Genomic DNA, 24,388 nt, shown 5'->3' with positions numbered 1-24,388 from the left:
TGGCTTGTTTCCCTAAGGTATGTACGATGAAAATGTACTTGTTATCTTTGGCTGTAGGGTTGCTTGTTGGTGTCTTATATTACGTTTTAAATGTTAAGTCACCAGCTCCACCTCTTGTTGCGTTAGTCGGATTATTAGGCATGGTAATAGGAGAGCAACTGCTTCCTTTTATTAAGTCCTATTTTTAACCTGTTTCATTCAAAAAGCTAAATGGTGCTATGCCATTTAGCTTTTTATATTAATAAGTATTTTCAATTACTTTATACGACGGCCTTGTTCGTCAATAATCACTTCGCCATCTTCTTTTGCAAAATAGCCTAAGTTTTTTGAATCTAAAATGTCGAGCACCACTTCAGAAGGGCGGCAAAGTCGCGTGCCTTTTGGTGTAACCACAAATGGGCGATTAATTAAAATTGGATACTCCACCATAAAATCAATTAATTGCTCGTCTGTCCAATGGTTTTGTTCTAACTCTAAATCTTTGTAGGGATCAACATTTTTACGAATTGATTCACGTACAGTTAAGCCTGAATCCTTAATGAGTTGAATCAATTCATCTTTACTTGGTGGTGTTTGCAAATATTCAATAACAATAGGCTTAAGTCCTGCATGACGAATAAGCGCCAATGTATTGCGTGAGGTTCCGCAAGCAGGGTTATGGTAAATCTTCACTAGCTCAGTCATGGTAAATTTATTGTCAAATTAAGATATTGCATTTATATATGGATATCCGTATATTTGCAATAACGAATATATTCTGTTGAAGATATGATCAACCAAGTCGATTTCTTTAAATGTCTATCTGACCAAACTCGGTTAAATATTCTTAAATTAGTTCTAAATAAACAAAATATTTGTGTTTGTGAGCTAACAGAGCAGCTTGAATTGAGCCAACCGAAAATTTCTCGTCACTTGGCCTTATTAAGAACTCATGGCGTATTACTTGATGAAAGAAAAGGTCAGTGGGTCTATTACAGCTTAAATCCAGATTTACCTGTATGGGCTTTAGATATTTTAAAGGTGATAGAAAATGATGAGAGTGAGACAAGAGTAAAACAACAATATCAGCCTTTCATCACTACAACGTGCTGCGATTAATCTTCCTAGATTTCTATCTTAAAAATTCGGATTTCTAGCATAGGTGTATCAATCATTTGTGTATTGAACAAAATTAATCAATTATTTCTTCGAGTAGAACATGACCAGACAAGGGCTTTCATTTTTAGATCGAAACCTGACGCTATGGATTTTCATTGCAATGGCTTTAGGTTTAGCCATTGGAGTTTTCTTTCCTCAGGCATCTATGTCTTTGAATGAATTAATTGTAGATAACGTTAATATCCCGATCGCAATCGGCTTAATTTTGATGATGTATCCACCTTTAGCTAAGGTTGATTATGCTGCGTTACCAGAGGTATTTAAAGATAAGAAAACCTTAACTTTATCGTTGGTACAGAATTGGATTATTGCTCCAGTTTTAATGTTCATCCTTGCGATTGTTTTTCTGCATAGCTATCCAGAGTATATGACTGGCCTTATTTTAATTGGCTTGGCACGTTGTATTGCCATGGTGTTGGTCTGGAATGGCTTGGCTTGTGGCGATAACCAATACGTTGCAGCGTTGGTTGCTTTTAATAGTATTTTCCAAATCTTATTTTTCAGTACGTATGCTTGGCTATTTTTGACCTTTTTGCCGCCGTATTTTGGTGCGGCAGGGCAAGTCATTGATGTGAATTTCTGGACGATTACACACGCGGTTTTGGTGTACTTAGGTATTCCATTTTTAATGGGATTCCTGACGCGTTTGATTTTAGTCAAGTCGAAAGGGTTGGAGTGGTATCACACTAAATTTTTACCAAAGATCAGCCCGATTAGTTTAATTGCTTTACTTTTTACTATTGTGGCGATGTTTAGTCTAAAAGGTAGTGATGTAGTGAGCTTGCCTTTAGATGTATTACGTATTGCGATTCCACTTACGATTTACTTTGTCGTAATGTTCTTCATTAGCTTCTTTATGAGTAAACGGATGGGGAATAACTATCCACGTACCACTGCTATTTCATTTACCGCTGCTGGCAACAATTTTGAGTTGGCATTAGCGGTTGCTATCGCAACATTTGGTTTAGCATCACCTGTCGCTTTTACCACAGTGATTGGGCCGTTGGTTGAAGTTCCCGTGTTAATTTCACTCGTTACCGTTTCTCTTTGGCTCAAGAAAAAGTATTTCTCACATGAACAGTCCTAATAATGATTTATCAAATGTAGCATTAAATCTTCTAGATAAGCCTACATTTGAGCAAGTGCAAGCACAGCAGCTTGAGCATCCTCCTCGGATTTTATTGCTATATGGTTCTAATCGGGAACGCTCTTATAGTCGTTTTGCTGTGCTGACTGCTGGCCGAATCCTTGAATATTTAGGTGCTGAAGTCAAAATCTTTCATCCTAAAGGTTTACCTTTGCCTGAGGATGCAGGAACAGATCATCCTAAAGTCCAAGAATTACATACACTATTAGCTTGGGCAGAAGGCATGGTCTGGTGTTCGCCTGAACGTCATGGTGCGATGAGTTCTATTTTAAAAGCTCAAATTGATTGGATTCCCTTAGCAGCTGGAGCAATCCGTGCAACTCAGGGTAAAACCCTAGCAGTCATGCAAGTCAGTGGTGGTTCGCAATCTTTTAATGCAGTCAATCAAATGCGTATTTTAGGTCGTTGGATGCGTATGATTACCATCCCAAATCAGTCATCTGTCGCAAAAGCATTTTTGGAGTTTGAGGAAGATGGCAGTATGAAACCCTCTTCTTACTATGATCGAATTGTTGATGTAATGGAGGAACTGTATAAGTTCACTTTATTAACGCGTGGGCAAAAAGAATATTTGACAGATCGCTATTCTGAGCGCAAAGAATCGGCAGAAGAGCTGTCAAAACGAGTAAATCAAAAATAAACAGTTTCATGAAAAGTGCTTCATTTGGAGCACTTTTTATTGCTTAGTTTTTACACTCAGGTGATTGTGGGCAAAAGTTTTTGCATAAGTTCAATAAAGTTTGAAACTTTAGCCGAGTTTTCATTTTCACGTGTAATCAAGTAAATAGGCGCATTCAGTTTTATTGAATCATCAAATTCTCGATATACAATTCCATGTTCCCAAAAGTTATGCATTGAGGCTGGCACAATCGTTATACCAATTCCAGCAGCGACTAAATTTAATGTTGCGGTAGGTCGAGGTGCTTCCTGAACAATGCGCGGACTAAAACCTGCTTGATAGCAACTATATAAAATATTGTCATATAAGCCTTGTCCTGAAGAACGACGGTATAAAACAAAATTCTCATCAGATAAGTCAACTAAACTAATTTTCTCTCTTTTTGTAAGTGGATGGTCTATGGGCAATGCCACTACCATTGACTCATCTAATATATGCAGATGTTTCAAACCAATATCACGACTAATCGGCGCTCTTAAAAAAGCAATATCAAGCTTTTCCGAAATTAACCAATCTAATTGCTTTTGGCTGCCTGCTTCTTCAAGTTTAGTCTGTACAGCTGGGTACATTTCACGATATGAGCGCAATACCAGCGAAATAAGCGGATGTAAACCTGCGGAACTTGTAAAACCAATATTGAGTTGTCCAGTTTTGCCTTGGCTAACATCTTGGACGAGTTGGGGTATATGTTTAGCATGCTCTAATAACAGCTGTGCTTCTTTAAATAAAGCTAGACCTGCCTCAGTTGGTTCAATCCCGCGCGGTTGACGAATAAATAATTGTGTACCGAGTTCTTCTTCAAGTTTTTTGAGTAAACGCGTTAGAGGCGGCTGTTGTATAAACAATCGATTTGCTGCATGCGTAATATTTCTTTCTTCAACCACTACTACAAAGGCGTGAAGCTTATGTAAATCGAGCATAGAAATACCTTTAGGGTATGCTTAGTGAAAATAAAAGCATTTGTAGATATATCACAAAAGTATCATTCTATCTTGGTCAGATAAAGTGAAAAGTAACGAAAATGAACCATGTTGAGATTGCCGTGCGAAAGGAGAGTGTACCCACCTGCACAGAGTTATTTTTAGGTTTTTTAACATTAGGTTTAATTGGATTTGGTGGTGTTTTACCTTTAGCAAGAAAAGTCATTGTAGAGCAGAGACAATGGCTAAGTCCTGAAAAATTCACTGAGTTACTTGGTCTGTGTCAATTCTTACCAGGGGGCAACATTATTAATCTCTCGGTTGCGATTGGCATGGAGTTTCGGGGTGTTCGTGGTGCAGTGAGCTCGCTCATTGGTCTGATCCTTGCACCTACTGTTATTGTTGTACTTTTACATTATGTCTATGAGCAGTTCCAAGACAACCTTATGGTTAAGCATCTTTTTGAAGGGTTAGCAGCAGCAGCAGCAGGGCTTCTGGTAGCAACTGGCTTAAAAATGTTGAAACCATTATTACGTAACCCGATAGCGATATGTGTTGTCGTGGCTGCAATTATCAGTATTGCTTTTCTAAAAATTTCTTTGCTTTTGACCATGTTGATTCTATTGGCACTTTATTCATCTATTATTTGGAGACGTGTGTAATGGGAGCAGTTCTACTTGCTTTAGCGATCATTTTTACTCAGTTGTCTCTTATAGCTTTTGGTGGCGGAAACACGATTTTGCCCGAAATGCAGCGTCAAGTGGTTGATATTCATCATTGGATGACTGCACAAGAATTTAGTGCCTTGTTTGCTATGGCTCAAGCAGCTCCCGGTCCGAACATGATGATTGTACCATTGGTGGGATGGCATGTAGCAGGGTTGTCAGGTTTACTTGTGGCCTCTACCGCTAAATTTCTACCTTCATCTCTTATTACGGTATTTGTAATGAGAGGCTGGTCTAAGTTCAAAGATAAAAAATGGCGCCGTGTTTTACAGCTTGCTTTACAACCCGTCACAGTGGGGACGGTGCTTGCCAGTGCTTGGATTATTTCTGAGGCAGCTGCCATAAATAATTTACTTATTATTATGGTAGTCATTGCAACTTTATTATCTTTAATTAAAAAAGTTCATCCTTTACATGTCTTAATTGCTGGGGCTGTATTTGGTGTGGTGTTACTTTAGTTTAACCAGTTTGCCGACCTGCGCTGGGATAAGTTCAGGTTGGTTTTTTTGAATGAAAATAATAAAATCTAAAAAACCGATTAAATATATAAAAACATACTGTTTTACCTATTTTGTGTTTTAACGTACTATGCATCTATTGAAAGAATTTGGATGCATTGGAGTAAAAACAGATGTTAGATCAAAACATTAAAACTCAATTAAAAGCTTACTTAGAACGTTTAGAAAGTCCAATCGAATTAGTGGCTGCTTTAAATGAATCAGATAAAGCTGCTCAAATTAAAGAACTGGTGACAGAAATCGCTGAGCTTTCTGACAAGGTGACTGCCCGTTTTGATGGCAACAATACACGTCGTCCAAGCTTTGGTGTGGCTAAAGCAGGTGAACAGCCTCGAGTGTTCTTTGCAGGCTTACCAATGGGCCATGAGTTTACATCTTTGATCTTGGCGCTGTTACAAGTCTCTGGTTATACCCCTAAAGTTTCTGATGAAGTGCTCAACCAAATTAAAGGCCTAAACCTCAAAGCCAACTTTGATGTGTTTGTATCCTTAAGCTGTCATAACTGTCCGGACGTGGTACAGGCGCTTAACCTGATCGCGATTTATAACCCGAACACCACAGCAACCATGATTGACGGTTCATTCTTCCAAGACGAAGTTGAACAACGCAAAATCATGGCTGTACCAATGGTGTTCCAAGACAACGAGCACATTGGTCAAGGTCGCATGACCCTTGAAGAGATTTTGGCAAAACTTGACACCAACTCAGCTGAAAAAGATGCAGCAGCACTCAATGCCAAAGATGCTTTTGATGTATTGGTGATTGGTGGTGGGCCTGCGGGTGCAACAGCAGCAATCTATGCAGCACGTAAAGGTATTAACACTGGTATCGTAGCTGAACGCTTCGGTGGTCAGGTGATGGATACCATGGACATTGAAAACTTCACATCTGTGCAAAAGACTCAAGGTCCTAAGTTTGCTGCCGAGATGGAAGCACACGTTCGTGAATATGATGTGGATATCATGAACCTGCAACGTGTTAGCAAAATCACAGGGGCCAACCAAACTGAAAATGGTCTGGTTGCAGTTGAACTTGAAAACGGTGCCAAACTTGAATCGAAGACCGTGATCCTTTCTACAGGAGCACGTTGGAGAGAAATGAATGTACCGGGTGAAGCTGAATACCGTACCCGTGGTGTTGCGTACTGCCCACACTGTGATGGTCCATTGTTCAAAGGCAAACGGGTTGCCGTGATTGGTGGTGGTAACTCAGGTGTTGAAGCTGCAATTGACCTTGCAGGGATTGTTGAGCATGTAACTCTGGTTGAGTTCGATACTAAACTTCGTGCAGACCAAGTCTTGCAAAACAAACTGCATAGCTTGCCAAACACAACTGTGATTATGAATGCCTTAAGTACAGAAGTGTTAGGCGACGGCTCACAAGTGACTGGTCTTAAATATAAAGACCGTGCCACTGATGAAGAGCATGTAGTGGAACTGGCAGGGATCTTTGTACAGATTGGTTTATTACCAAACACTGACTTCTTAAAAGACAGTGAAGTTGAATTAACCAACCGTGGTGAGATCATTGTGAATGACCGCAACGAAACCAATGTACAAGGTGTGTTTGCTGCGGGTGACTGTACCACTGTGCCTTACAAGCAAATCATTATTGCCACAGGTGAAGGCGCTAAAGCTTCGCTCTCTGCGTTTGATTACATCATTCGTTCGGGGCAGTAAAATCTAGTCTAAAACAAAAGAGCCAAAGGATATCCTTTGGCTCTTTTTATTTTTATGGTTTATACAAACCATGTTCAACTAAATGCTCTCGTAAAATACGACGCAATTCTAATACCGCTTGTGGTGTGAGCTGGATTGAATGCCCACCAGGAAGTACTTTCTCAGACTTTGCACCCTCTAAGTGAGCGCTCTTATAAGGAACAATACCATCGGTAATCACATTAGGATCATCGCTCTTGGTAATGTTACCCATAATTGAGTGGAAGACTAATCCTTGATGTGGATTAATATTTTCCGTGAGTTCCATAAATTTAGATTGATGGCTTAAGTCACTTGGTCCATTTTGAATCAGACCATTATCTATGTTATTTAAGAAATCTTTAACATCTAGATTTTCTGTGGTTAATGATGTCGCTACAGCAGATAAAAAAGCTCCCGGCAAACGAATAATTTTACGAGCAGCTAACGTAAACCATCGATCAGCGTAATCTGTACCTCTGTGAGGTGATGCCAAGAAAATTGCGCGATCAAAGTTTCCAATTGAATGCATTTGCAATCGCTCAGTTACCATAGGGTGTTTCTTGAAACGGTTCTGTTGACGTACAGTCATCAGTTTTAAGGCTGGTTGAGTAATATCACCATCACTGACCAGTAAACGGCTAATAATACCGCCCATACTATGACCTACAAGCACAGCATCGTGTGCAGCAGGGTCACTTGGGTTTAGCGAACTAAACGCTTGTTTAAGCAGTGCATAAATTTGGAAGCGACTTTCCAAAATTGGCATATTGGTCGAATAGAAAACTTGCCAAACTTGGTAATTGTCTCTTAAAACCGTATCGCCCATAACATCGTTGGTGAGAGCAATCCATGCCTCGGGGCTACTTGCCAAACCATGTACCAACACAATAATTTTTTTGTTTGGATTATAAGGTTCGAGCATATATAAATGTGGCATGGTTAAATGCTGATCACGATCAATCAGGCTTAAATAAGCCGCTACGCCTAAGTTATTTTCAGCTAGCCATAAACCATAAGGTGCAGAGAAGTTCGCAGCTAGAGGGTATTGCTTACCTGCGACATTAATATTATCGGTGCGATAAGGATCATAAACTCGAATTACAAATTCTGGGTTATTTATAATGTCTTGAACAGTTTTGGCATTTTTAGGCTCAGCCACAATCGTTGCAGCTAAATAACGTGCATGGTGAATATTCGGATTCACACCATTTTTATAGCTGTAATTAAGTGGATCTAAAATATATTCATTAATATCTTCTTTTCCTGAGCTCGGAAAAACGGCGACAAACTCAGAACCGAAACCATCACGACGGTTAATTGTTCTTAAACCCGAGAAATTTAAGTTATAGCTTGAAATTAATTTCTCTAATTTTTGGCCTGATAATTGTCTATGAAACTCAAAGTCAATTGAATAAACACTCTTGCCAATATGAATTTGCGGCTCTACCACATTTTTTTGCGGGTATCTCAAATCATACACACTGACCATTTTGGCAATTGCTTGATTATAGAAGTCGCGTATTTGAACTTGTCTGTTATCAAAAATACGGTCGGTCGGCTGACGTTTTGTTGAAAACAGATAGGCATAGCTATAACGAATGCTCTTATCGAGAAAGGTTAATTGTTGGTCTAAGCAATCGTCATATTTATTCTGAATCGCTTTTTGTTCATCAGTCGCTTTGTGTTTAGTGAATCGACTAATTTTACACTCGGAAGAATCTGATAAAGCCATCGCTTTTGCGAGATACATTTCGCTCGCAGTAGATAAAAGCTGTTCGTCTAAAATTTGAGGAAGGTTTTTGAGTTGATTTACACAGGTGTCAGGGGAGTCTGTACAGGTTTTGGCCTCTTGTCCTGACATAGACAAAACGTTAAGACTTGCTTCACTCAGTTTATCTTGGGTAAGAATACTATTACGTTCATTTGCAATAGTCACGTTGAGAGCTTGTTGCTTAACATTGACCACCTGACATCCACTCAGAATTGAACCGAGGAGTATGACCGTGAAGAGCGCTGAATTTCTTTTTCTAACAAACATTATGGTCAAATATGTGGATCAGTAATATGCCGATCATACAAATTTTAAAGTTTTTTTCAATTGATCAAATATAAAAAAGGGCTGTCAAATCAGCCCTTTTTTAAAGTTTAAACTTATTTTTTTGCAGGTTTTGCAGGTTTTGCAGGCGTAGCTGGTGCCATGGCTGGGTTTGTTAAAACTTGCCATACATTCCAACGACCTTGTTTTTCAATTTCTTGAATTAAACGGTCAGCCACTTCAGCTTCATCAGGGTATTTAACTTTATAATTTTTTAAAGTCTGAATCGCATTTTTCTTTTGTTCCATTGCAATATAGTTATTTGCAGCGGCTAAATATGCTTCTTGAACATTGCCTTTAATGGCTTTGTCTAAATATGGAATGGCTTCACGCTGACCACCACCTTCAGATAAACCAAAACCAAACCAGAAATTCGTTTCTGGATCGTCTGGGCTAATTTTTAAAAGTCTTTGAGCATATTCTAAAGATTTAGTTGTGTGAACAGTACCTAAATCTAAATTACGTGCAAGTACGCTTGCTTTGAATGCTCGAATTAAAATATCAAATGAAGCATTTGGATTAGCAGCTAAAGTATCTAAGCGCTGAGTCACTTCTTTAAGTTTGCTTTCAAAACCTTTACGTTCCTGACGATCTGTAAAGCGAGGCGGGTAGTGACGAGCTTTACCTTCTACAAGCTGTAAGAAGTCGTCAATTTCTGTCACATCAATTTCATTATCGCCAGCTAAAACTGCGTACTTCACTGAACGTTGTGAACTATTAATTGTAGGTACAATCAGTTTGTTTGTATCTAAAGTAAGCGATTTAGTTGGATCATCCTGACGAGTTACCACCATTTTTGTTACAGGCTGAGCAGCAGCATCTTTTAAAGCAACTTCAAATGCTGGCGGAGCATCATAATTGAATGGGTTTAAAGCATAAAATGGAGGAGTAAGGTCAGGTTCCTTGAAAACAAAAGGTTCATTTTTTTGTTCTTTTACAGGCGCCATTGTACACGCTGTTAAACTAGAAGTTGCAAGGAGTAAATACGCCAATGGCTTTAAATTCATAGGATCTTCCGTTCATTTTAGTAAAGTCAGATTTGGTACAGCTAAGTCTAGGAAAACCTAAACCGACATGCAAGGGTAAGCGTGTTACATTATGAATCAAGAATATTACGTTTTTGATGTCTTGTTTTGCGCACCGCATTCACGACGAACTTCTTCAAGAATTTTTAGCTCTTCATCGCTAAAAGGTTGTTCATCTTGGCTTTCTTTTTTGAAAGTTGGGTCAAGTTCGGATAAGCGTTGACACAAATTATTCATACGTGTTTCGTTGTGTTGAATACGATCAAGTAAAACTCGCATTCCTTCTAAAATCGGATCAGATTGATCAGCAGTGGTCGCATACGGAGCAAAACCAATACTCTGAGCATAATCACGGCGGCGTGCTTCATCTTGATCTTTGGTTTTATCGGCATCTTTATAAATATAGCGCGCAGGATTACCAACGGCTGTTACACCAGCTGGAACAGCTTTTGTCACCACAGCATTTGAACCCACTTTAGCGCCTTTACCAACTGTAAAAGGTCCTAAAATTTTTGCACCAGCACCAACGACTACACCATCTTCTAGAGTTGGGTGACGTTTACCTTTTTTCCATGTCGTACCGCCTAGGGTAACTCCATGATATAGCGTAACGTCATCACCAATTTCGGCAGTTTCACCAATCACAACACCCATACCATGATCGATAAAAAAACGTTTGCCGATCTTTGCACCAGGGTGAATCTCAATTCCTGTTGCAAAACGACTAAATGTTGATACAAAGCGGGCAGTTCCTTTGCAATCTTTTTTCCAAAGTTCATGTGCAAGTCTATGCAAAACTAGGGCATGAATACCAGGATAATTAGTAAGTACTTCGAGCGTATTTCGTGCAGCAGGATCTCGCGCGAAGACAGCCTGTATATCTTCTTTAAGCTGTTTAAGCATTGGATTGATCCTCCTTGTCCGATGATGCTTTTTTCCATTTGCCGCTTGTGAGGGCTTGAACTCGACTAAAAATACCGCGAAGTAAATGATATTCCATACGATCTAATTGTATACGACCAAATAAACGACGCAAGCGTAAAGGTAATAAACGTGGATTTTCTGGATCTAAAAATTCAATTTCAGTCAGCATTTTTTCCAAATGAGGATAAAACTCTTCCATTTGCTGCTGAGTGACTAAAGGCTCATCCCACTGCATGCTTTGACCTTGTGCAAGTGGCATTTGTCCATCATCAGAAACAGATTCTTTTTGCTCTAATACCGACATGCGAAGTTCATAACATACAACTTGAATCGCTTGGGCAACGTTCAGTACACCATAATCCGAATTTACAGGAATAGTAAGGTGATAGTTTGCTAAAGCTAATTCTTCATTGGTTAAGCCGCGGTCTTCACGTCCAAAAACAATTGCAATTTGTTGGCCTTGCGAAGCAGCCTTAATTGCTTCTTTTGAAGCAGGGCGTACATCAAGCAATGGCCATGGAATAGTACGACTTCGAGCACTGGTTCCAAAAACTAAATGACAATCTTTAATCGCGTCTTCGAGCGTTTCAACAATTTCGACTTGTTCTAATAAATCTTGTGCACCAGCAGCAAGCGCTAGAATATCTGGATGTGGATAGGTCTTTGGTGAAACAAGAACCAACTTACTTAAGCCCATTGTTTTCATTGCGCGTAAAGCACTGCCAATATTAGCAGGTAAAGTGGTATTGACCATCACAATACGCACTTGTGCTAATTGTTTTGACACAGCGGTGTCGTCAAACAAACTCATAAGATTTCCAGAAATTACGAATATTGAGAAACTTCGCTTTGGTATGAATCCAATGCATCATCAATAGTCATGTCCACAGGAGGTGAGGCAACAGGTTGCGGACGAACAGGGTCTGCTGCTTTAGCTGCCTTAGATTTTACCTGATATTCAACATGAATATTATCTTTACCAAAGTAATCTCTTAGCTTGGCTAGAAGTTCATCTAAAGGAGCGACTTTCCATTGTGGGCCAAGTTGAAGCTCGGCCTGAGCATATGGTTGGTCAAGGTGTAAATTTAGTGCAATATGCTGATGCATATCAACATTGCAATAAGGCAATAAGATATTTTGTAGATCTTTTGCCAAACTTGGTTGCATTAAATCATTGGTTAACTTGATTTGAATGCTATTGGCTCGTTTTTGTCTAATTTCATTTAAGTTAAAGGCTTTGTTTAAACGGCCCATTGGACGATCAAAGCCTTCACGCTCATAAATCTCGCCTTCAAAGACAACTACATGTTCAACTTGTATGATATCTTTAAAGCGTTGGAAGCGTTCATGATTACAACTGACTTCAATACGTGCTGTACCATCGTCTAGCACAATAACCACGCGATTTGGGAAGTTGGCTACATCCAGAACCAGACCCGCATAAACAGTTGTTACCCCACGACGAGTCGCAGTAATTTCATTAAGTTTTGCTGGAATAAACGCTTTGAGTTCTTGACGGTAAACATCAATAGGGTGACCTGTTAAATACAAACCAAGGGTATCTTTTTCGCCTTTAAGACGAACTTCATCACTCCATGGTTTAACTGGCTTAGCGGGTTTACGCTGAACTTCTTCAACTTCACCAAATAAGTCCATAATCCCGCTTTCACGGTTACTACGTGCTTGTTCGGCTGCTTGTACTGCTTCTGGCAGTTGAGCCATTAAACTAGAACGTTCAATACCTAAGCAATCTAGTGCACCAGCACGGATAAGCGCTTCTAAGGTTCGTTTATTGATTTTTTTCAAATCAATACGGTGGCAGAAGTCGAATAGGTCTGTATAAGGCCCTTGTTGACGGCGTGAGTCAATAACAGACTGCATTGCCTGTTCACCAACACCTTTAATTGCACCTAAACCATAAACGATGGTTTTATCATCACTGGCATGGAAATGATAAGTCGACATGTTAACTGACGGAGGTAGAACTTCGAGTCCATTATTTCGACAGTCATCAATCAAAAATACGACGCTGTCAGTGTTCTGCATTTCCGATGACATTACCGCTGCCATAAATTCAGCAGGATAATGAGCTTTTAACCATGCTGTATGGTATGCAACAAGAGCATAAGCAGCCGCATGTGATTTGTTGAAACCATAGCCCGCGAACTTTTCCATATAGTCAAAGATATGGTTGGCGGTGCTTTCATCAATACCTTTTTGTCCAGCACCTTCAAGGAAGATTTGGCGTTGTTTCACCATTTCTTCAGGTTTCTTTTTACCCATTGCACGGCGAAGTAAGTCAGCGCCACCGAGCGTATAACCCGCACAAATCTGTGCAGTTTGCATTACCTGTTCCTGATAAACCATAATCCCGTAGGTTGGCTCTAATACGCCTTCAAGCAAAGGATGAAGATATTCAAAATCCCCACCATGCATACGATGAATAAAGTCAGGAATCAGATCCATTGGGCCCGGACGATACAAAGATACGAACGCAATAATTTCTTCGAATTTGCTTGGACGTGCCTCTTTAAGCATCCGTTTCATGCCGACGGATTCAAACTGGAATACCGCTGTTGTATTTGCATCAGCAAACACAGAATATGCTTTAGCATCGTCGAGTGGGACGTGAGATATGTTTAGAGGGTCATTGCTATCGCGATTTTTATTAATATTTTGAATAGCATCTTCAATAACGGTTAAGTTACGTAAACCCAAGAAGTCAAATTTTACCAGACCAGCAGCTTCTACATCGTCTTTATCGTATTGTGCAACACGGCTGGTTCCGTCTTCATCACAAAGTACAGCCGAGAAATCGGTAATCTTACCGGGTGCAATAACAACACCACCGGCATGTTTACCAGTATTTCGAGTGATACCTTCTAATTTTAATGCCATTTCCCAGATTTCACTGGCATCATCATTATCGGGGTTAGATGGGTTAGTGACGATATCTTTAAGCTGAGGTTCCATCTCAATAGCAGTTGCCAAATCTACACCAAGTGGCTTAGTCGGCACCATTTTTGAAATACGATCAGCTAAACCGTAAGATTTACCCAAAACACGTGCAACGTCACGAATCGCACCTTTTGCAGCCATTGTACCGAAAGTTGCAATTTGCGAAACTGCTTCACGACCATAGGTACGTGATACATAATCAATAACACGGTCACGACCTGCGATACAGAAATCGACGTCAAAGTCGGGCATCGATACACGTTCTGGGTTTAAGAAACGTTCGAAAAGCAAGTCATAACGAAGTGGGTCAAGGTCAGTAATTTTTAAGCTATAGGCTACTAATGAACCTGCACCTGAACCACGGCCAGGACCAACAGGAACGCCATTATTTTTAGCCCACTGGATAAAGTCCATTACGATCAAGAAGTAACCAGGGAATCCCATCTTAAGGATAATTCCAACTTCATAATCAATTCGTTCATCATAAGGTTTACGAATTTCTGGCCAGTCTTCGCCACGTTTTTCAACAGGATACAGATAATCTAAGCGTTCTTCTAAACCTACTTTTGACAAATGCTCAAAGTAAGTGTCGATGGTAAATCCATCTGGAATTGGGTAATCAGGTAAAAAGTAGGTGCCAAGTTTTAGGCTAACATTACAGCGTTTTGCAATATTGTAGGTGTTTTCGATAGCACTTGGGATATCAGAAAACAATTCGATCATTTCATCGGAGGTTTTAAAATGCTGTTCAGGACTATATAAGCGTGGACGACGATCATCTGCTAATACATAACCATCAGCAATACAAACACGTGCTTCATGTGCCTCAAAATCTTCTTTTTCTACAAAGTGCACATCATTGTGTGCCACTACACCAACATTATATTTGGCAGCAAGTTTTGCTGCTTCTTGAATAAAGTCTTCTTCACCAGGACGATCAGTACGTGTTAAAGCAAGATAAACACGATTACCAAACTTTTCAATCCACTCTTCAAGTAAAGGTTCAGCTTTTTGTGGGTTAGATGAGCAAAGCATTTGACCAACATCACTGTGTTGACCTAGCAGAACAATAATATCTTGATGCTGTTCAAGTACCCATTCTTTTTGTACACAAGGGATACTAAGTTGTTGACCTTCAATAAAACCGCGTGAAACGATTTCGGTCAGGCCTTTCCAGCCAACATTACTCATTGCAAGTAAAGTTACACGATGCTGAGCATCATTAAGACGGATGGTACTACCTAAAATAGGTTTAATACCTTTTTTAAGGCAAGAGTTATAAAACTTTACGGCAGCGTGAAGGTTAGATAAGTCTGTAAGAGCCAGTGCAGGCATTTCATCCTTTACAGCAGCCTTGACCAAGTCGGGTATGCGAACAATCGACTCTGTAATCGAAAATTCTGTATAAATACCGAGATGAACAAACTGCATAAACCAATCCTTAATACGACCGCAGCATAGTTTAGCATGCAAAGTTCAAAGGAAATGCTTAATATTTTGGCAAACTGTTTAGGATTTTAGTATTTAAGCAAATGTTTAGAATATTAAAATGAAAGATTGATCAAAGATTTTAGTTATTTTATCGAGTGAAAATACAAGAGAAGAAAAGAACCAGCCCAAACGGATTTGGACTGGTTGAAAAACTTAGTACTGCCAGAACATACGTTGAATTTCTTTAGCATCATTCGTCTTAGTAAGAGCTAAAGCTGCAAGAAGACGTGCTTTTTGTGGGTTTAAGTCATGAGCAGCTACCCAACCATATTTATCGTCAGGTTGTTCAGCATTACGTAATACGAAACCTTGTGGTACACGTGATGAACGGATAATTTGAATACCGTCTTTATCATGAAGTTTTTGTAAAGTTGGAACGATATAGTTCGCAACAGAACCGTTACCTGTACCCGCATGGATAATCGCTTTAGCGCCAGCTTTTGCATATGCTTCATAAGCATCAGGAAGCATAGAATCTGAACCGTAAACGATTTGTACCATTGGAAGTGCATCACCTTTAATATTTTCAATATTAAATTCTGAAGCATTTGTAAAACGTTTAACAGACTGTCTGAACCAGTATGGTTTACCTTCAACTAATGTACCTAAAGCGCCCCATTGGCTAACAAAAGCATTTGTATGAATGTTAATACCTTTAGTTACATCACGTGCAGCAAAAATAGAGTCGTTCATAAGAACCATAACGCCTTTGTTTTTTGCTTCGTCAGAAGCTGCTAAAGCAACTGCGCTATAAAGGTTAAGTGGTCCATCTGCTGAAAGTGCAGTTGAAGGACGCATTGAACCAACAACAACGATTGGTTTGTCAGTATGAACAACAAGATTTAAGAAAAATGCTGTTTCTTCTAAAGTATCTGTACCGTGAGTGATTACGACACCATTCACAGATGGCTTTTTAACAAGTTCATTTACTTGACGAGCAATTTGTAATAATTCCTTGTCAGTAATACTTTCAGAAGCGATCTGTAATGCTTGAATACCGCTTACATTTGCCAAATCTTTGATTTGTGGAACTGCATTGATTAGAGCATCAACTGGAACTTTTGCTGCTGTGTAAGTTGCACTATTTGCTGAGCTTGCACCAGCACCAGCGATTGTACCGCCAGTAGCAACGACAACAACATTGTTTTTTGCGTAAAGTGGGAGAGAGCAGGCCAATAAGCCCATAGCTAAACCGAAAGATTTAACAGTTTTAGTCAACATCGAAAATATCCTTATGAAGTGACGAAGTAAAAGTTTGCCGAATACGCCTGCTTGTCCTAAGCAAAATACATACCATGTAAAACATATTCGTAACTTGTCTGAATAAAAAGCATCCCTGAATATCATTTTGTTTCGACAACAATCATTTAGTCATTGCTTTTATTCAGTGCTAATAAATATCATGAAAAAAATAAAAAATCTATTAAGTTTTTCTAATTTATCTCTATTTTTTTAATTTTTATATAAAGAATACAAATGAAATTTTTGATGATATAAAAATAAAAAATAATAGAATAATTCAAAGACTTATTTAACAAATGATAATTTTATGTTGTTGTTTTTTATTGATAACTTTAATTGTTTCAATAGTATTGAAAGTTATATAGGCAAACTCAATAATAAATTCAGTTGTTTAATGAAAATAATGAATTTAAAAGTGAACTAAAAAATAAGCATTTGATCTATGTTTTTTTTAAAATAAAAGTTGATTGATTGGTTTATATTCTGTTTTTAAGGTTTGCTCTTAATAAATTTAATAGTGATTGGAATCTAATTTTTCTACCTTTATTTAATATGAAAATACCCGTGAGTTTCTACTGTTAAATTTTAGAGCAAAAAAAAGAGCAATTTTATAAGGTCATATAAAATTGCTCTGAAATTGGGAGAGTGGGAGAAAATATAGACTTAAGCAGTCGTTTGTTCTTGAGTTGATTTAATTAATACTGTCTCTGGTAATTCTTCAGTATCAGCTACTTTTTCACCTTCAAGTTTAGCCACTACAGCTGTTGCAATGCTATTACCGACTACATTTGTTGCAGTACGGCCCATATCAAGGAATTGGTCAATTCCGAGCAATAATAAAATGCCGGCTTCAGGTAAATGGAACATGGTTAGTGTTGCAGAAATTACGACAATAGAAGCTCTTGAAACACCAGCAATACCTTTACTTGTCACCATAAGAGTCAACAAAATCAAGATTTGTTGAGTAAAGCTAAGGTCAATATGGTAGGCCTGTGCAATAAAGAGTACTGCAAAGGTGGTGTACATCATTGAACCATCTAGGTTAAATGAATAACCTAAAGGTAAAACGAAGCTTGTCACTTTCTTTGGTACACCAAATTTATTTAGGGCATCCATAACTTTTGGATAAGCTGATTCGCTCGAAGCTGTAGCAAAAGCAAGGGTTACAGGTTCACGAATTAATTTGCCTAAACGGAAGATATCCTTTTTGAGTACGATCGCACCTACCGAGAATAAAATAACCCAGAGTAATAAAAGGCCGAAGTAGAACTCTGCAATTAAAATACCGTAGTCAACAATTAAGCCTAAGCCTTGTACAGTAATTGCAGATGCAATTGCTGCAAACACTGCGACAGGTGCAAATTTCATGACGTAATCAGTAATGCGGAACATGATTTTGCTAAGTTCTTCGGTCAAGCGAATAATAACCGAGTCTTGTTCTTTGCCTTGATTAACAAAAGCTAAAGCTGAGCCAAAGAAAATTGCAAAAACAAGTACTTGTAAAATGTCATTATTAGCCATCGCCTCAGCAATACTGCGCGGGAATACGTGGCTTATAAATGACTGTAGTGTAAAGCCAGTAGTCGCTGGGAGAGAAGCGCTACTGAGTTCTTGAGCTGTCGGTAATACTAAATTTAGTGCTGCGCCAGGTTGGAAAAAATTGGCCAAGCCCATACCGATGGCTAGTGAGACAAAGGAAGCAGTAATGAACCAAGTCATTGACTTGAGTGTAATGCTACCAATTGAAGTCGATTTACCCATTGAAACAATGCCAGAAACAATTGTGGCAAATACCAATGGAGCAATAATCATTTTGATAAGACGTAAAAATATATCTGTGATGATATTAAAATAAGAAGCGATTTGCTTCAGTTGATCACCTTCATTAAAGAAGTGGTGACAGATCCAACCCGTCAATACTCCGAATAAAATGGCAACCACAATATACTTGAGCAATTTCTTTTGCTTCATATGAACCTCTATCCTTTGGGTTCAATCATCTTTTAGATGGGCTAGAGATGATTGAAAAGCTTTCCTTGTAAGTTCAGTTCGATCCTTTAACTGATTTCATCTTCCTAAATCTGCATCAGTGTTAACCGAATCGAATATGATGATGTTGTTATGGAAAGGGATTGTTGCTCTATTTTGAAACAGTGTGAAATGCAAAAAAATATCAACTCATGCATTTTTTGCATAATAGCTAAAATGGAAAATGAGGAAAATTATAATAATTTAATCGAATGGTAAAAAATGTAAGTTTATTTTCGATTGGAAAATAATATAAATTAAATTTATTAAAAATTAATGAAAATCAAAATATTGTGTCGGTTTTTAATGATATTTAAATTGGGTCTTATGTATTTTTAAATATATGTATGGATCATATAAAAATGAAAAAGGCATCTAATTTAAGATGCCTTTTTGATTATGCATTTTTTTAACGGCGATTGGCTAAGAAACGACCTAAACGACCAATTGCTTCACGTAATTCATTTTCTGCTGGTAAGAAAACAACACGGAAATGGTCTGGAGTTGGCCAGTTAAAGCCTGTTCCTTGCACTAAAAGTACTTTTTCGGCACGAAGTAAATCTAACATTAACTTTTCATCGTCTTCGATTGGGTAAATATTAGGATCAAGTCGTGGGAAGCAATACATTGCACCTTCTGGTTTAACACAGCTTACACCTGGGATTTCATTTAACATTTCCCAAGCGATATTGCGCTGTTCATAGAGGCGGCCACCCGGACGGATTAAGTCATTAATAGACTGATAACCACCAAGCGCCGTTTGGATTGCATATTGGGCTTGTACGTTTGCGCATAGACGCATAGACGCCAACATATCTAAGCCTTCAATATAGTCTGCCGCACGGCTTTTATCGCCCGTAATTGCCATCCATCCTGAACGGAAACCCGCAATACGATAAGCTTTTGATAAACCATTGAATGAAATACATAGCTGATCGCCAGCTAAAGAGGCAACTGAAACGTGCTCAATTCCGTCATAAACAATTTTGTCGTAAATTTCGTCAGCAAATAGAATGAGATCGTATTTCTTGGCAAGAGCCACAATTTGTTCAAGCACGTGGCGCGGATATACTGAACCAGTTGGATTATTTGGGTTAATAATCACAATACCACGTGTATTTGAAGTAATTTTACTTTCAATGTCAGCAATATCTGGATACCAGCTATTTTCTTCATCACATTTATAGTGAATGGCAGTACCACCCGAAAGATTAACGGCTGCTGTCCAAAGCGGATAATCTGGCATTGGAATGAGCATTTCATCGCCATCATCAAGTAAGCCTTGCATCGCCATTACAATGAGTTCAGATACGCCGTTACCAATATACACGTCATTTACGTGCATATTTAGGATGCCTTTTTGTTGGTAGTACTGGCATATCGCTTTACGTGCTGGAAAGATGCCTTTCGAATCAACATAGCCAATTGCATTTGGTAGGTTTAAAGCAACGTCATTAATAATTTCTTGTGGTGCTTCAAAACCAAATGGAGCAGGGTTGCCGATATTTAGCTTAATGATTTTATGTCCTTGCTCTTCCATTTCATTGGCGGCTCGTAATACAGGCCCGCGAATGTCATAGCAAACATGCTCAAGCTTCGATGATTTCTTAATTTCCCGAGAAGTTGGCATGGATTGGAGAGTAGCAGTATTTTTAGACATAGCTGGATTCACTTTTGCATATCGGTATAAATAACTTTTAAATGTTTTAACTGTTACCAAATTTAGATCATGTTGATCTTTTAGTAATTCAACAATTCTTTCGTGGGTAAAACCCGATTGCTGATACTGTTTGATAACTGGTAATAGTTGCTGGAAAAGCACACTTTTTTTCTGAGACATGTTTTGTCCTATACAACCGTGCCAAACAAGAATAGCACCATCTTTGCTTCCTTGGAAGGAAATAAAACATAATTTTGCTTACTTTTGTTTTTGTAATTTGCTTACTTTTTGCTTGCTGCTACTTAGATGATTAAATTCCAACAAATTTTACGTTCAGAGACTAGTGTTTTTTTGACGAATGGCGTAAATATAAAACACGATTATCAATTTATGTTTACATCAGAATAAAAGGTGCATGTCATGGGAAAAGTTAATAAAACAGACCGGGAATGGCAAAGAGAGTTATCACCAGAAGAATATCGGATAACACGACAAAAGGGCACTGAACCAGCATTTACGGGGCAATACTGGAACACTAAGCAACATGGTACCTATGTTTGTCGTTGCTGTGGCGCTGAATTGTTCTCGTCAGATGCAAAATATGATAGTGGTTGCGGTTGGCCAAGTTTCTTTCGTCCAGTGAATGGAACAGTAATTGAAGAACATGAAGATTTAACGCATGGTATGGTCAGAACAGAAATTGTTTGTCATGATTGCGAAGCTCATCTTGGGCATGTTTTTGAAGATGGACCACAGCCGACAGGTTTACGCTATTGTGTGAACTCGGCATCATTACAACTTAAAACACAAGAAAAAAATGACGAGGAAACTTATCCATGAGTAACATTTATCAGTTTGAAGCTGAATTGTTAGAAGGTGATATTAAGCAATTTGCTGATTACAAAGGTAAAGTTTTATTAATTGTAAATACCGCCAGTAAATGTGGTTTTACTCCACAGTTTGCTGGCCTCGAAAAACTTTATGAAAAATATAAAGATCAAGGTTTAGAAGTTTTAGGTTTTCCCTGCAACCAGTTTGGTGGGCAAGATCCAGGAAATAATAAAGAGATTGGGGCTTTCTGCCAGCGAAACTATGGAGTTAAGTTCCCTATGTTTGCGAAAGTCGATGTAAAAGGGCCTGAAGCGCATGTAATTTTTAGATATTTAACACGTGAAGCTAAAGGGATTTTAGGCAGTAGTACGATTAAATGGAACTTTACCAAGTTTCTGGTCGGTAAAGATGGTTCAGTTTTGAATCGTTATGCACCTACGACTAAACCTGAAGCTTTAGAAGCTGATATTGAAAAAGCATTAGCAGGCTAATTAATTTAATGAATGCTATTCCTCAAACTTTCGAGTTTTGGCAAGATCGGCGAATGCCCTATGTTGAAACTCGAAAGTCGTGTCGTAGCCGGACATGTTATAAGTCTCATAGCCATCCAACATTTTCAATTGGTGCGGTAGACGAGGGGAATAGCATTTTTCAAAGTTCTTTTGGTACTGCTCAAGAGATCTCGACGGGTACTTTAGTTATTGTACCTGCCCATATTGAACATTCTTGTAACCCTAAGCCAAATGAGGCTTGGAGTTATCAAATGTTGCATCTGGATATAATGTGGTTAAGTCAGTTGTATTCTGAATTTCAACAGCAAGGCTTTGATTTGCATCTACCTCAACATAAGCCTCTCATCATAAGGGATGAAACTTTCTATAAAGCTTTTACTGAAATGAATGATGCGCTTTTTGATGAACAAAAGCTAATTCTTGAAAAGGAACAATCACTTGTTGATTGTCTTATGGGCTTGTTGTTGCCGCATTTTATTTTAGAAGAAATACAAAAACCGCAGTACCTATATAAAGATTTTCTAGATTTAGTTGAGGTCGTTACTTCTTCTGAGAATTTTATTTCTCTTGAAGAACTTGCACAGCAGGTTGGCCTGAGTCGTTATGCAATCATTCGGCTATTTAAAGCAAATGTCGGTCTAACTCCACATGCATTTCAAATTAATTTAAAGATTAACCAAGCTCGGGAACTCCTTAAACAGGGGATTTCACTCGTAGAGTTGGCTGTTAATTTAGGCTTTAGTGATCAAAGTCATTTTCATAAAGCATTTAAAGCCCATACAGGAGTTACTCCTCGACAGTTTCAACTTGCAGTCGCGCAATAATTTACAAGAAATAATAAGTTCCTATTTTTAAGATTTTCCATACTGTTTTATAGATGAAGCTGTTATGGACGTTTTTTTAGTTATTGCATTTACTCATTTTTTAGCACTGTTATCACCGGGACCAGATTTCTTTCTTATTCTCACGAGCCTTTTGCAAAAAGGACGCCATTATACTTATGGAGTTATTTTAGGAATCACTTTAGGGAATGCATTAATTTTAGCCGCTTGTTTGTTTGGTTTTATGTTGCTTGGAGATTTGAGCAGTGGCCTCCTTACACTTTTTAAATGGCTTGGTGCGGCTTATCTGGTATATTTGAGTTTTCTTTGCTTTAACGCTGCTAGATCAAGTGATTTATCATTCTCGACTGAAAAAAACAATTTAATTGATCAAGCCAATATTAAGCAGAACAAAATTAAAAGTTTAATGTTAGGTGTGCAGTCTAGTCTTCTAAATCCAAAAAATATTATGTTTTATAGTAGTTTGATGCTGCTTATTCAATATAAGTTCAGCTTAATTCAAAAACTGCTCATGAGTACATGGATGGTTGGTGTTGTTCTTGCTTGGAATATTTTGCTGGTTGGATTACTTGCTCAGGGGCGGGTTTTAGACAAAATCAAGCATTCTGCAACAGGTTTATACTATTGTTCTAGTATTGCTTTTATTATTTTTGCTGTGCTTTTAATTACATATAAATAGTGTATAGCCCAGTTGTATAGTCTTAATCGTTAAAAGACTATACAACTGGTAAGAAGAGACTTAAAGAATCGCTTTTAAGCGTTTAACTACTTCTTCACATTGTGCTAAATCTGCCACTAAAGCCATGCGTACATGGTTAGCTCCTGGGTTGCCTTGCTCAGTATCACGAGATAAATAGCGACCTGGTAAAACTTTAATGTGTGCTTTTTCCATCAGCATTTTGGCAAAAGTTTCATCATTATCTACTTTTAACCAGTAGTAAAAACCAGCATCAGGTTTTTGTAATGGTAGTAAATGGCCTAGCTCAGATTGGAATAAGTCAAATTTTGCACGATACTGCTTACGGTTTTCTTCAACATGGTCTTCATCATTCCATGCTGCAATTGAAGCAAGCTGGTGTTGTACTGGCATTGCCGCACCGTGATAGGTACGATATTGCAAATATGGTTTTAATAAATCAGCATCACCAGCTACAAAACCTGAGCGTAGACCCGGTAAGTTAGAACGCTTTGAAAGTGAGTGGAATACGATACAGTTTTTGTAGTCATCTCGTCCAAGTTCAGCACAAACTTCTAATAAACCTGTAGGTGCTTGGTCGAACCAAAGCTCTGAATAGCATTCATCAGAAGCAATTACAAAATTATATTGATCTGATAAAGCAATCAGCTTTTTAAATTGCTCTTTAGAAAGCACTGTACCTGTTGGATTACCCGGAGTACATACAAAAAGAAGGGCTGTCTTTTCCCACACTTCGGCTGGCACAGCATCAAAATCGCCTAAGTAACCGTTTTCTTCTGTGCAATTAATGAAATATGGCTTTGCACCTGCAAGTAACGCTGCACCTTCATAAATTTGATAAAACGGGTTAGGCATTACCACATATGGTGCATCTTCACGATTAATCAAAGCTTGAACAAATGAGAAAATCCCTTCACGCGTACCAGACACTGGCAAAATGTGGTTTTCAGCACTAATGCTGTTAAGTTTAAAACGCTGAGTTAACCAGTTTGCAATGCTTTGGCGAAGTTCAGGTAAACCTTTGCTGTTTGGATAAGTTGATAGATGGTTGAAGTTATCAATAATAGCCTGTTTAACAAACTCTGGTGCTGGGTGTTTAGGTTCACCAATTGATAGAGGAATCAATGGGAGATTAGCAGGAGTAGTATCCTTAAAAAGCTGGTTTAACTTTTCAAACGGATACGGATGTAATAACGACAAGCTAGAGTTCATTAAACAGTTACCAAGTAGTTGAGT

General features: G+C 38.4%; 22 protein-coding genes. 11 read left to right on the top strand and 11 right to left on the bottom strand.

From position 1 onward, the window contains the following. The first annotated feature begins 26 nt into the window (after positions 1-26). Positions 27-188 (top strand): DUF1427 family protein, encoded by a 162-nt coding sequence (locus tag ABFY81_RS03090; RefSeq protein WP_000784879.1) that lies wholly within the window; start codon positions 27-29, stop codon positions 186-188. A 67-nt stretch (positions 189-255) separates the two neighbouring features. On the opposite strand, the gene arsC is transcribed toward ABFY81_RS03090, so the two are convergent. Beyond that, complete coding sequence (arsC, locus tag ABFY81_RS03085; RefSeq protein ID WP_347912993.1) at positions 256-684, bottom strand: arsenate reductase (glutaredoxin); 429 nt, start codon at positions 682-684, stop codon at positions 256-258. 84 nt (positions 685-768) lie between these two features. Here arsC and ABFY81_RS03080 point away from each other — a divergent pair, with 84 nt between their 5' ends. From ABFY81_RS03080 to arsH, 3 genes are all read left to right on the top strand, one after another. Beyond that, on the top strand, positions 769-1,098 hold the full coding sequence (locus ABFY81_RS03080) for a metalloregulator ArsR/SmtB family transcription factor (protein WP_019458909.1): 330 nt from the start codon (positions 769-771) through the stop codon (positions 1,096-1,098). A 100-nt stretch (positions 1,099-1,198) separates the two neighbouring features. Next, complete coding sequence (gene arsB, locus ABFY81_RS03075) at positions 1,199-2,245, top strand: ACR3 family arsenite efflux transporter (protein WP_347912992.1); 1,047 nt, start codon at positions 1,199-1,201, stop codon at positions 2,243-2,245. Beyond that, a complete protein-coding gene (gene arsH / locus ABFY81_RS03070) occupies positions 2,232-2,945 on the top strand; it encodes an arsenical resistance protein ArsH (RefSeq protein WP_134261576.1) in 714 nt (237 codons plus the stop codon). Before arsB ends, arsH begins: the two co-directional genes overlap by 14 nt. Before the next feature lie 56 nt (positions 2,946-3,001). Here arsH and ABFY81_RS03065 read toward each other — a convergent pair whose 3' ends face one another. Beyond that, a complete protein-coding gene (locus tag ABFY81_RS03065; RefSeq protein ID WP_347912991.1) occupies positions 3,002-3,904 on the bottom strand; it encodes a LysR family transcriptional regulator in 903 nt (300 codons plus the stop codon). A 101-nt stretch (positions 3,905-4,005) separates the two neighbouring features. On the opposite strand from ABFY81_RS03065, the gene ABFY81_RS03060 reads away from it, so the two are divergent. The 3 genes from ABFY81_RS03060 (at position 4,006) to ahpF (ending at position 6,826) form a co-directional block, all read left to right on the top strand. After that, a complete protein-coding gene (locus tag ABFY81_RS03060) occupies positions 4,006-4,566 on the top strand; it encodes a chromate transporter (RefSeq protein ID WP_347912990.1) in 561 nt (186 codons plus the stop codon). Further along, entirely contained in the window at positions 4,566-5,087 is a 522-nt protein-coding gene (locus ABFY81_RS03055; protein WP_049063585.1) for a chromate transporter, read from the top strand. Before ABFY81_RS03060 ends, ABFY81_RS03055 begins: the two co-directional genes overlap by 1 nt. Before the next feature lie 173 nt (positions 5,088-5,260). Beyond that, on the top strand, positions 5,261-6,826 hold the full coding sequence (ahpF, locus tag ABFY81_RS03050; protein ID WP_347912989.1) for an alkyl hydroperoxide reductase subunit F: 1,566 nt from the start codon (positions 5,261-5,263) through the stop codon (positions 6,824-6,826). Between the two features lie 52 nt (positions 6,827-6,878). On the opposite strand, the gene ABFY81_RS03045 is transcribed toward ahpF, so the two are convergent. The 8 genes from ABFY81_RS03045 to ABFY81_RS03010 form a co-directional block, all read right to left on the bottom strand. Next, the gene (locus ABFY81_RS03045; RefSeq protein WP_347912988.1) at positions 6,879-8,885 is read right to left on the bottom strand and encodes an alpha/beta fold hydrolase; all 2,007 of its coding nucleotides are present in this window, start codon (positions 8,883-8,885) and stop codon (positions 6,879-6,881) included. Between the two features lie 113 nt (positions 8,886-8,998). After that, positions 8,999-9,949 (bottom strand): hypothetical protein, encoded by a 951-nt coding sequence (locus ABFY81_RS03040; RefSeq protein ID WP_139344793.1) that lies wholly within the window; start codon positions 9,947-9,949, stop codon positions 8,999-9,001. 105 nt (positions 9,950-10,054) lie between these two features. Next, a complete protein-coding gene (gene cysE / locus ABFY81_RS03035; protein WP_004702199.1) occupies positions 10,055-10,870 on the bottom strand; it encodes a serine O-acetyltransferase in 816 nt (271 codons plus the stop codon). Then, on the bottom strand, positions 10,863-11,702 hold the full coding sequence (locus ABFY81_RS03030; RefSeq protein WP_347912987.1) for an RNA methyltransferase: 840 nt from the start codon (positions 11,700-11,702) through the stop codon (positions 10,863-10,865). Before ABFY81_RS03030 ends, cysE begins: the two co-directional genes overlap by 8 nt. Positions 11,703-11,716: 14 nt before the next feature. After that, positions 11,717-15,280, bottom strand: a complete 3,564-nt coding sequence (dnaE, locus tag ABFY81_RS03025) for a DNA polymerase III subunit alpha (protein ID WP_347912986.1) — start codon at positions 15,278-15,280, stop codon at positions 11,717-11,719. Between the two features lie 213 nt (positions 15,281-15,493). Beyond that, entirely contained in the window at positions 15,494-16,561 is a 1,068-nt protein-coding gene (locus ABFY81_RS03020) for a type II asparaginase (protein ID WP_049065923.1), read from the bottom strand. A gap of 684 nt (positions 16,562-17,245) precedes the next feature. Further along, positions 17,246-18,553 carry a dicarboxylate/amino acid:cation symporter gene (locus tag ABFY81_RS03015; protein WP_004702190.1) on the bottom strand — a complete coding sequence of 436 codons (1,308 nt, stop codon included), beginning with the start codon at positions 18,551-18,553 and terminating at the stop codon, positions 17,246-17,248. Positions 18,554-19,019: 466 nt separating this feature from the next. Next, positions 19,020-20,450: a pyridoxal phosphate-dependent aminotransferase gene (locus tag ABFY81_RS03010; protein ID WP_004702188.1), complete on the bottom strand. Its 1,431-nt coding sequence runs from the start codon at positions 20,448-20,450 to the stop codon at positions 19,020-19,022. Positions 20,451-20,690: 240 nt separating this feature from the next. Here ABFY81_RS03010 and msrB point away from each other — a divergent pair, with 240 nt between their 5' ends. The 4 genes from msrB (at position 20,691) to ABFY81_RS02990 (ending at position 23,134) form a co-directional block, all read left to right on the top strand. Next, a complete protein-coding gene (gene msrB / locus ABFY81_RS03005; protein ID WP_004702186.1) occupies positions 20,691-21,110 on the top strand; it encodes a peptide-methionine (R)-S-oxide reductase MsrB in 420 nt (139 codons plus the stop codon). Continuing rightward, positions 21,107-21,592 (top strand): glutathione peroxidase, encoded by a 486-nt coding sequence (locus tag ABFY81_RS03000; RefSeq protein WP_004702185.1) that lies wholly within the window; start codon positions 21,107-21,109, stop codon positions 21,590-21,592. The genes msrB and ABFY81_RS03000 overlap by 4 nt, the downstream gene beginning before the upstream one ends. Continuing rightward, positions 21,592-22,437: an AraC family transcriptional regulator gene (locus ABFY81_RS02995; protein ID WP_347913413.1), complete on the top strand. Its 846-nt coding sequence runs from the start codon at positions 21,592-21,594 to the stop codon at positions 22,435-22,437. Before ABFY81_RS03000 ends, ABFY81_RS02995 begins: the two co-directional genes overlap by 1 nt. 64 nt (positions 22,438-22,501) lie before the next feature. Continuing rightward, positions 22,502-23,134 carry a LysE family translocator gene (locus ABFY81_RS02990; protein WP_347912985.1) on the top strand — a complete coding sequence of 211 codons (633 nt, stop codon included), beginning with the start codon at positions 22,502-22,504 and terminating at the stop codon, positions 23,132-23,134. 60 nt (positions 23,135-23,194) lie between these two features. Here the strand turns inward: ABFY81_RS02990 and dapC are convergent, their stop codons facing one another. Then, positions 23,195-24,364: a succinyldiaminopimelate transaminase gene (dapC, locus tag ABFY81_RS02985; RefSeq protein WP_049065929.1), complete on the bottom strand. Its 1,170-nt coding sequence runs from the start codon at positions 24,362-24,364 to the stop codon at positions 23,195-23,197. Between the last annotated feature and the right edge of the window lie 24 nt (positions 24,365-24,388).

The organism is Acinetobacter sp. WA-87 (assembly GCF_039938935.1).
Classification (GTDB): Bacteria; Pseudomonadota; Gammaproteobacteria; order Pseudomonadales; family Moraxellaceae; genus Acinetobacter; species Acinetobacter seifertii.
This window is presented reverse-complemented; position numbering and strand designations above follow the sequence as displayed.

Bases quoted from the DNA above. Each gene is read 5' to 3' on its own strand.
- ABFY81_RS03090 (WP_000784879.1), top strand. From the start codon at position 27: ATGAAAATGTACTTGTTATCTTTGGCTGTAGGGTTGCTTGTTGGTGTC.
- arsC (WP_347912993.1), bottom strand. From the start codon at position 684: ATGACTGAGCTAGTGAAGATTTACCATAACCCTGCTTGCGGAACCTCA.
- ABFY81_RS03080 (WP_019458909.1), top strand. From the start codon at position 769: ATGATCAACCAAGTCGATTTCTTTAAATGTCTATCTGACCAAACTCGG.
- arsB (WP_347912992.1), top strand. From the start codon at position 1,199: ATGACCAGACAAGGGCTTTCATTTTTAGATCGAAACCTGACGCTATGG.
- arsH (WP_134261576.1), top strand. From the start codon at position 2,232: ATGAACAGTCCTAATAATGATTTATCAAATGTAGCATTAAATCTTCTA.
- ABFY81_RS03065 (WP_347912991.1), bottom strand. From the start codon at position 3,904: ATGCTCGATTTACATAAGCTTCACGCCTTTGTAGTAGTGGTTGAAGAA.
- ABFY81_RS03060 (WP_347912990.1), top strand. From the start codon at position 4,006: ATGAACCATGTTGAGATTGCCGTGCGAAAGGAGAGTGTACCCACCTGC.
- ABFY81_RS03055 (WP_049063585.1), top strand. From the start codon at position 4,566: ATGGGAGCAGTTCTACTTGCTTTAGCGATCATTTTTACTCAGTTGTCT.
- ahpF (WP_347912989.1), top strand. From the start codon at position 5,261: ATGTTAGATCAAAACATTAAAACTCAATTAAAAGCTTACTTAGAACGT.
- ABFY81_RS03045 (WP_347912988.1), bottom strand. From the start codon at position 8,885: ATGTTTGTTAGAAAAAGAAATTCAGCGCTCTTCACGGTCATACTCCTC.
- ABFY81_RS03040 (WP_139344793.1), bottom strand. From the start codon at position 9,949: ATGAATTTAAAGCCATTGGCGTATTTACTCCTTGCAACTTCTAGTTTA.
- cysE (WP_004702199.1), bottom strand. From the start codon at position 10,870: ATGCTTAAACAGCTTAAAGAAGATATACAGGCTGTCTTCGCGCGAGAT.
- ABFY81_RS03030 (WP_347912987.1), bottom strand. From the start codon at position 11,702: ATGAGTTTGTTTGACGACACCGCTGTGTCAAAACAATTAGCACAAGTG.
- dnaE (WP_347912986.1), bottom strand. From the start codon at position 15,280: ATGCAGTTTGTTCATCTCGGTATTTATACAGAATTTTCGATTACAGAG.
- ABFY81_RS03020 (WP_049065923.1), bottom strand. From the start codon at position 16,561: ATGTTGACTAAAACTGTTAAATCTTTCGGTTTAGCTATGGGCTTATTG.
- ABFY81_RS03015 (WP_004702190.1), bottom strand. From the start codon at position 18,553: ATGAAGCAAAAGAAATTGCTCAAGTATATTGTGGTTGCCATTTTATTC.
- ABFY81_RS03010 (WP_004702188.1), bottom strand. From the start codon at position 20,450: ATGTCTCAGAAAAAAAGTGTGCTTTTCCAGCAACTATTACCAGTTATC.
- msrB (WP_004702186.1), top strand. From the start codon at position 20,691: ATGGGAAAAGTTAATAAAACAGACCGGGAATGGCAAAGAGAGTTATCA.
- ABFY81_RS03000 (WP_004702185.1), top strand. From the start codon at position 21,107: ATGAGTAACATTTATCAGTTTGAAGCTGAATTGTTAGAAGGTGATATT.
- ABFY81_RS02990 (WP_347912985.1), top strand. From the start codon at position 22,502: ATGGACGTTTTTTTAGTTATTGCATTTACTCATTTTTTAGCACTGTTA.
- dapC (WP_049065929.1), bottom strand. From the start codon at position 24,364: ATGAACTCTAGCTTGTCGTTATTACATCCGTATCCGTTTGAAAAGTTA.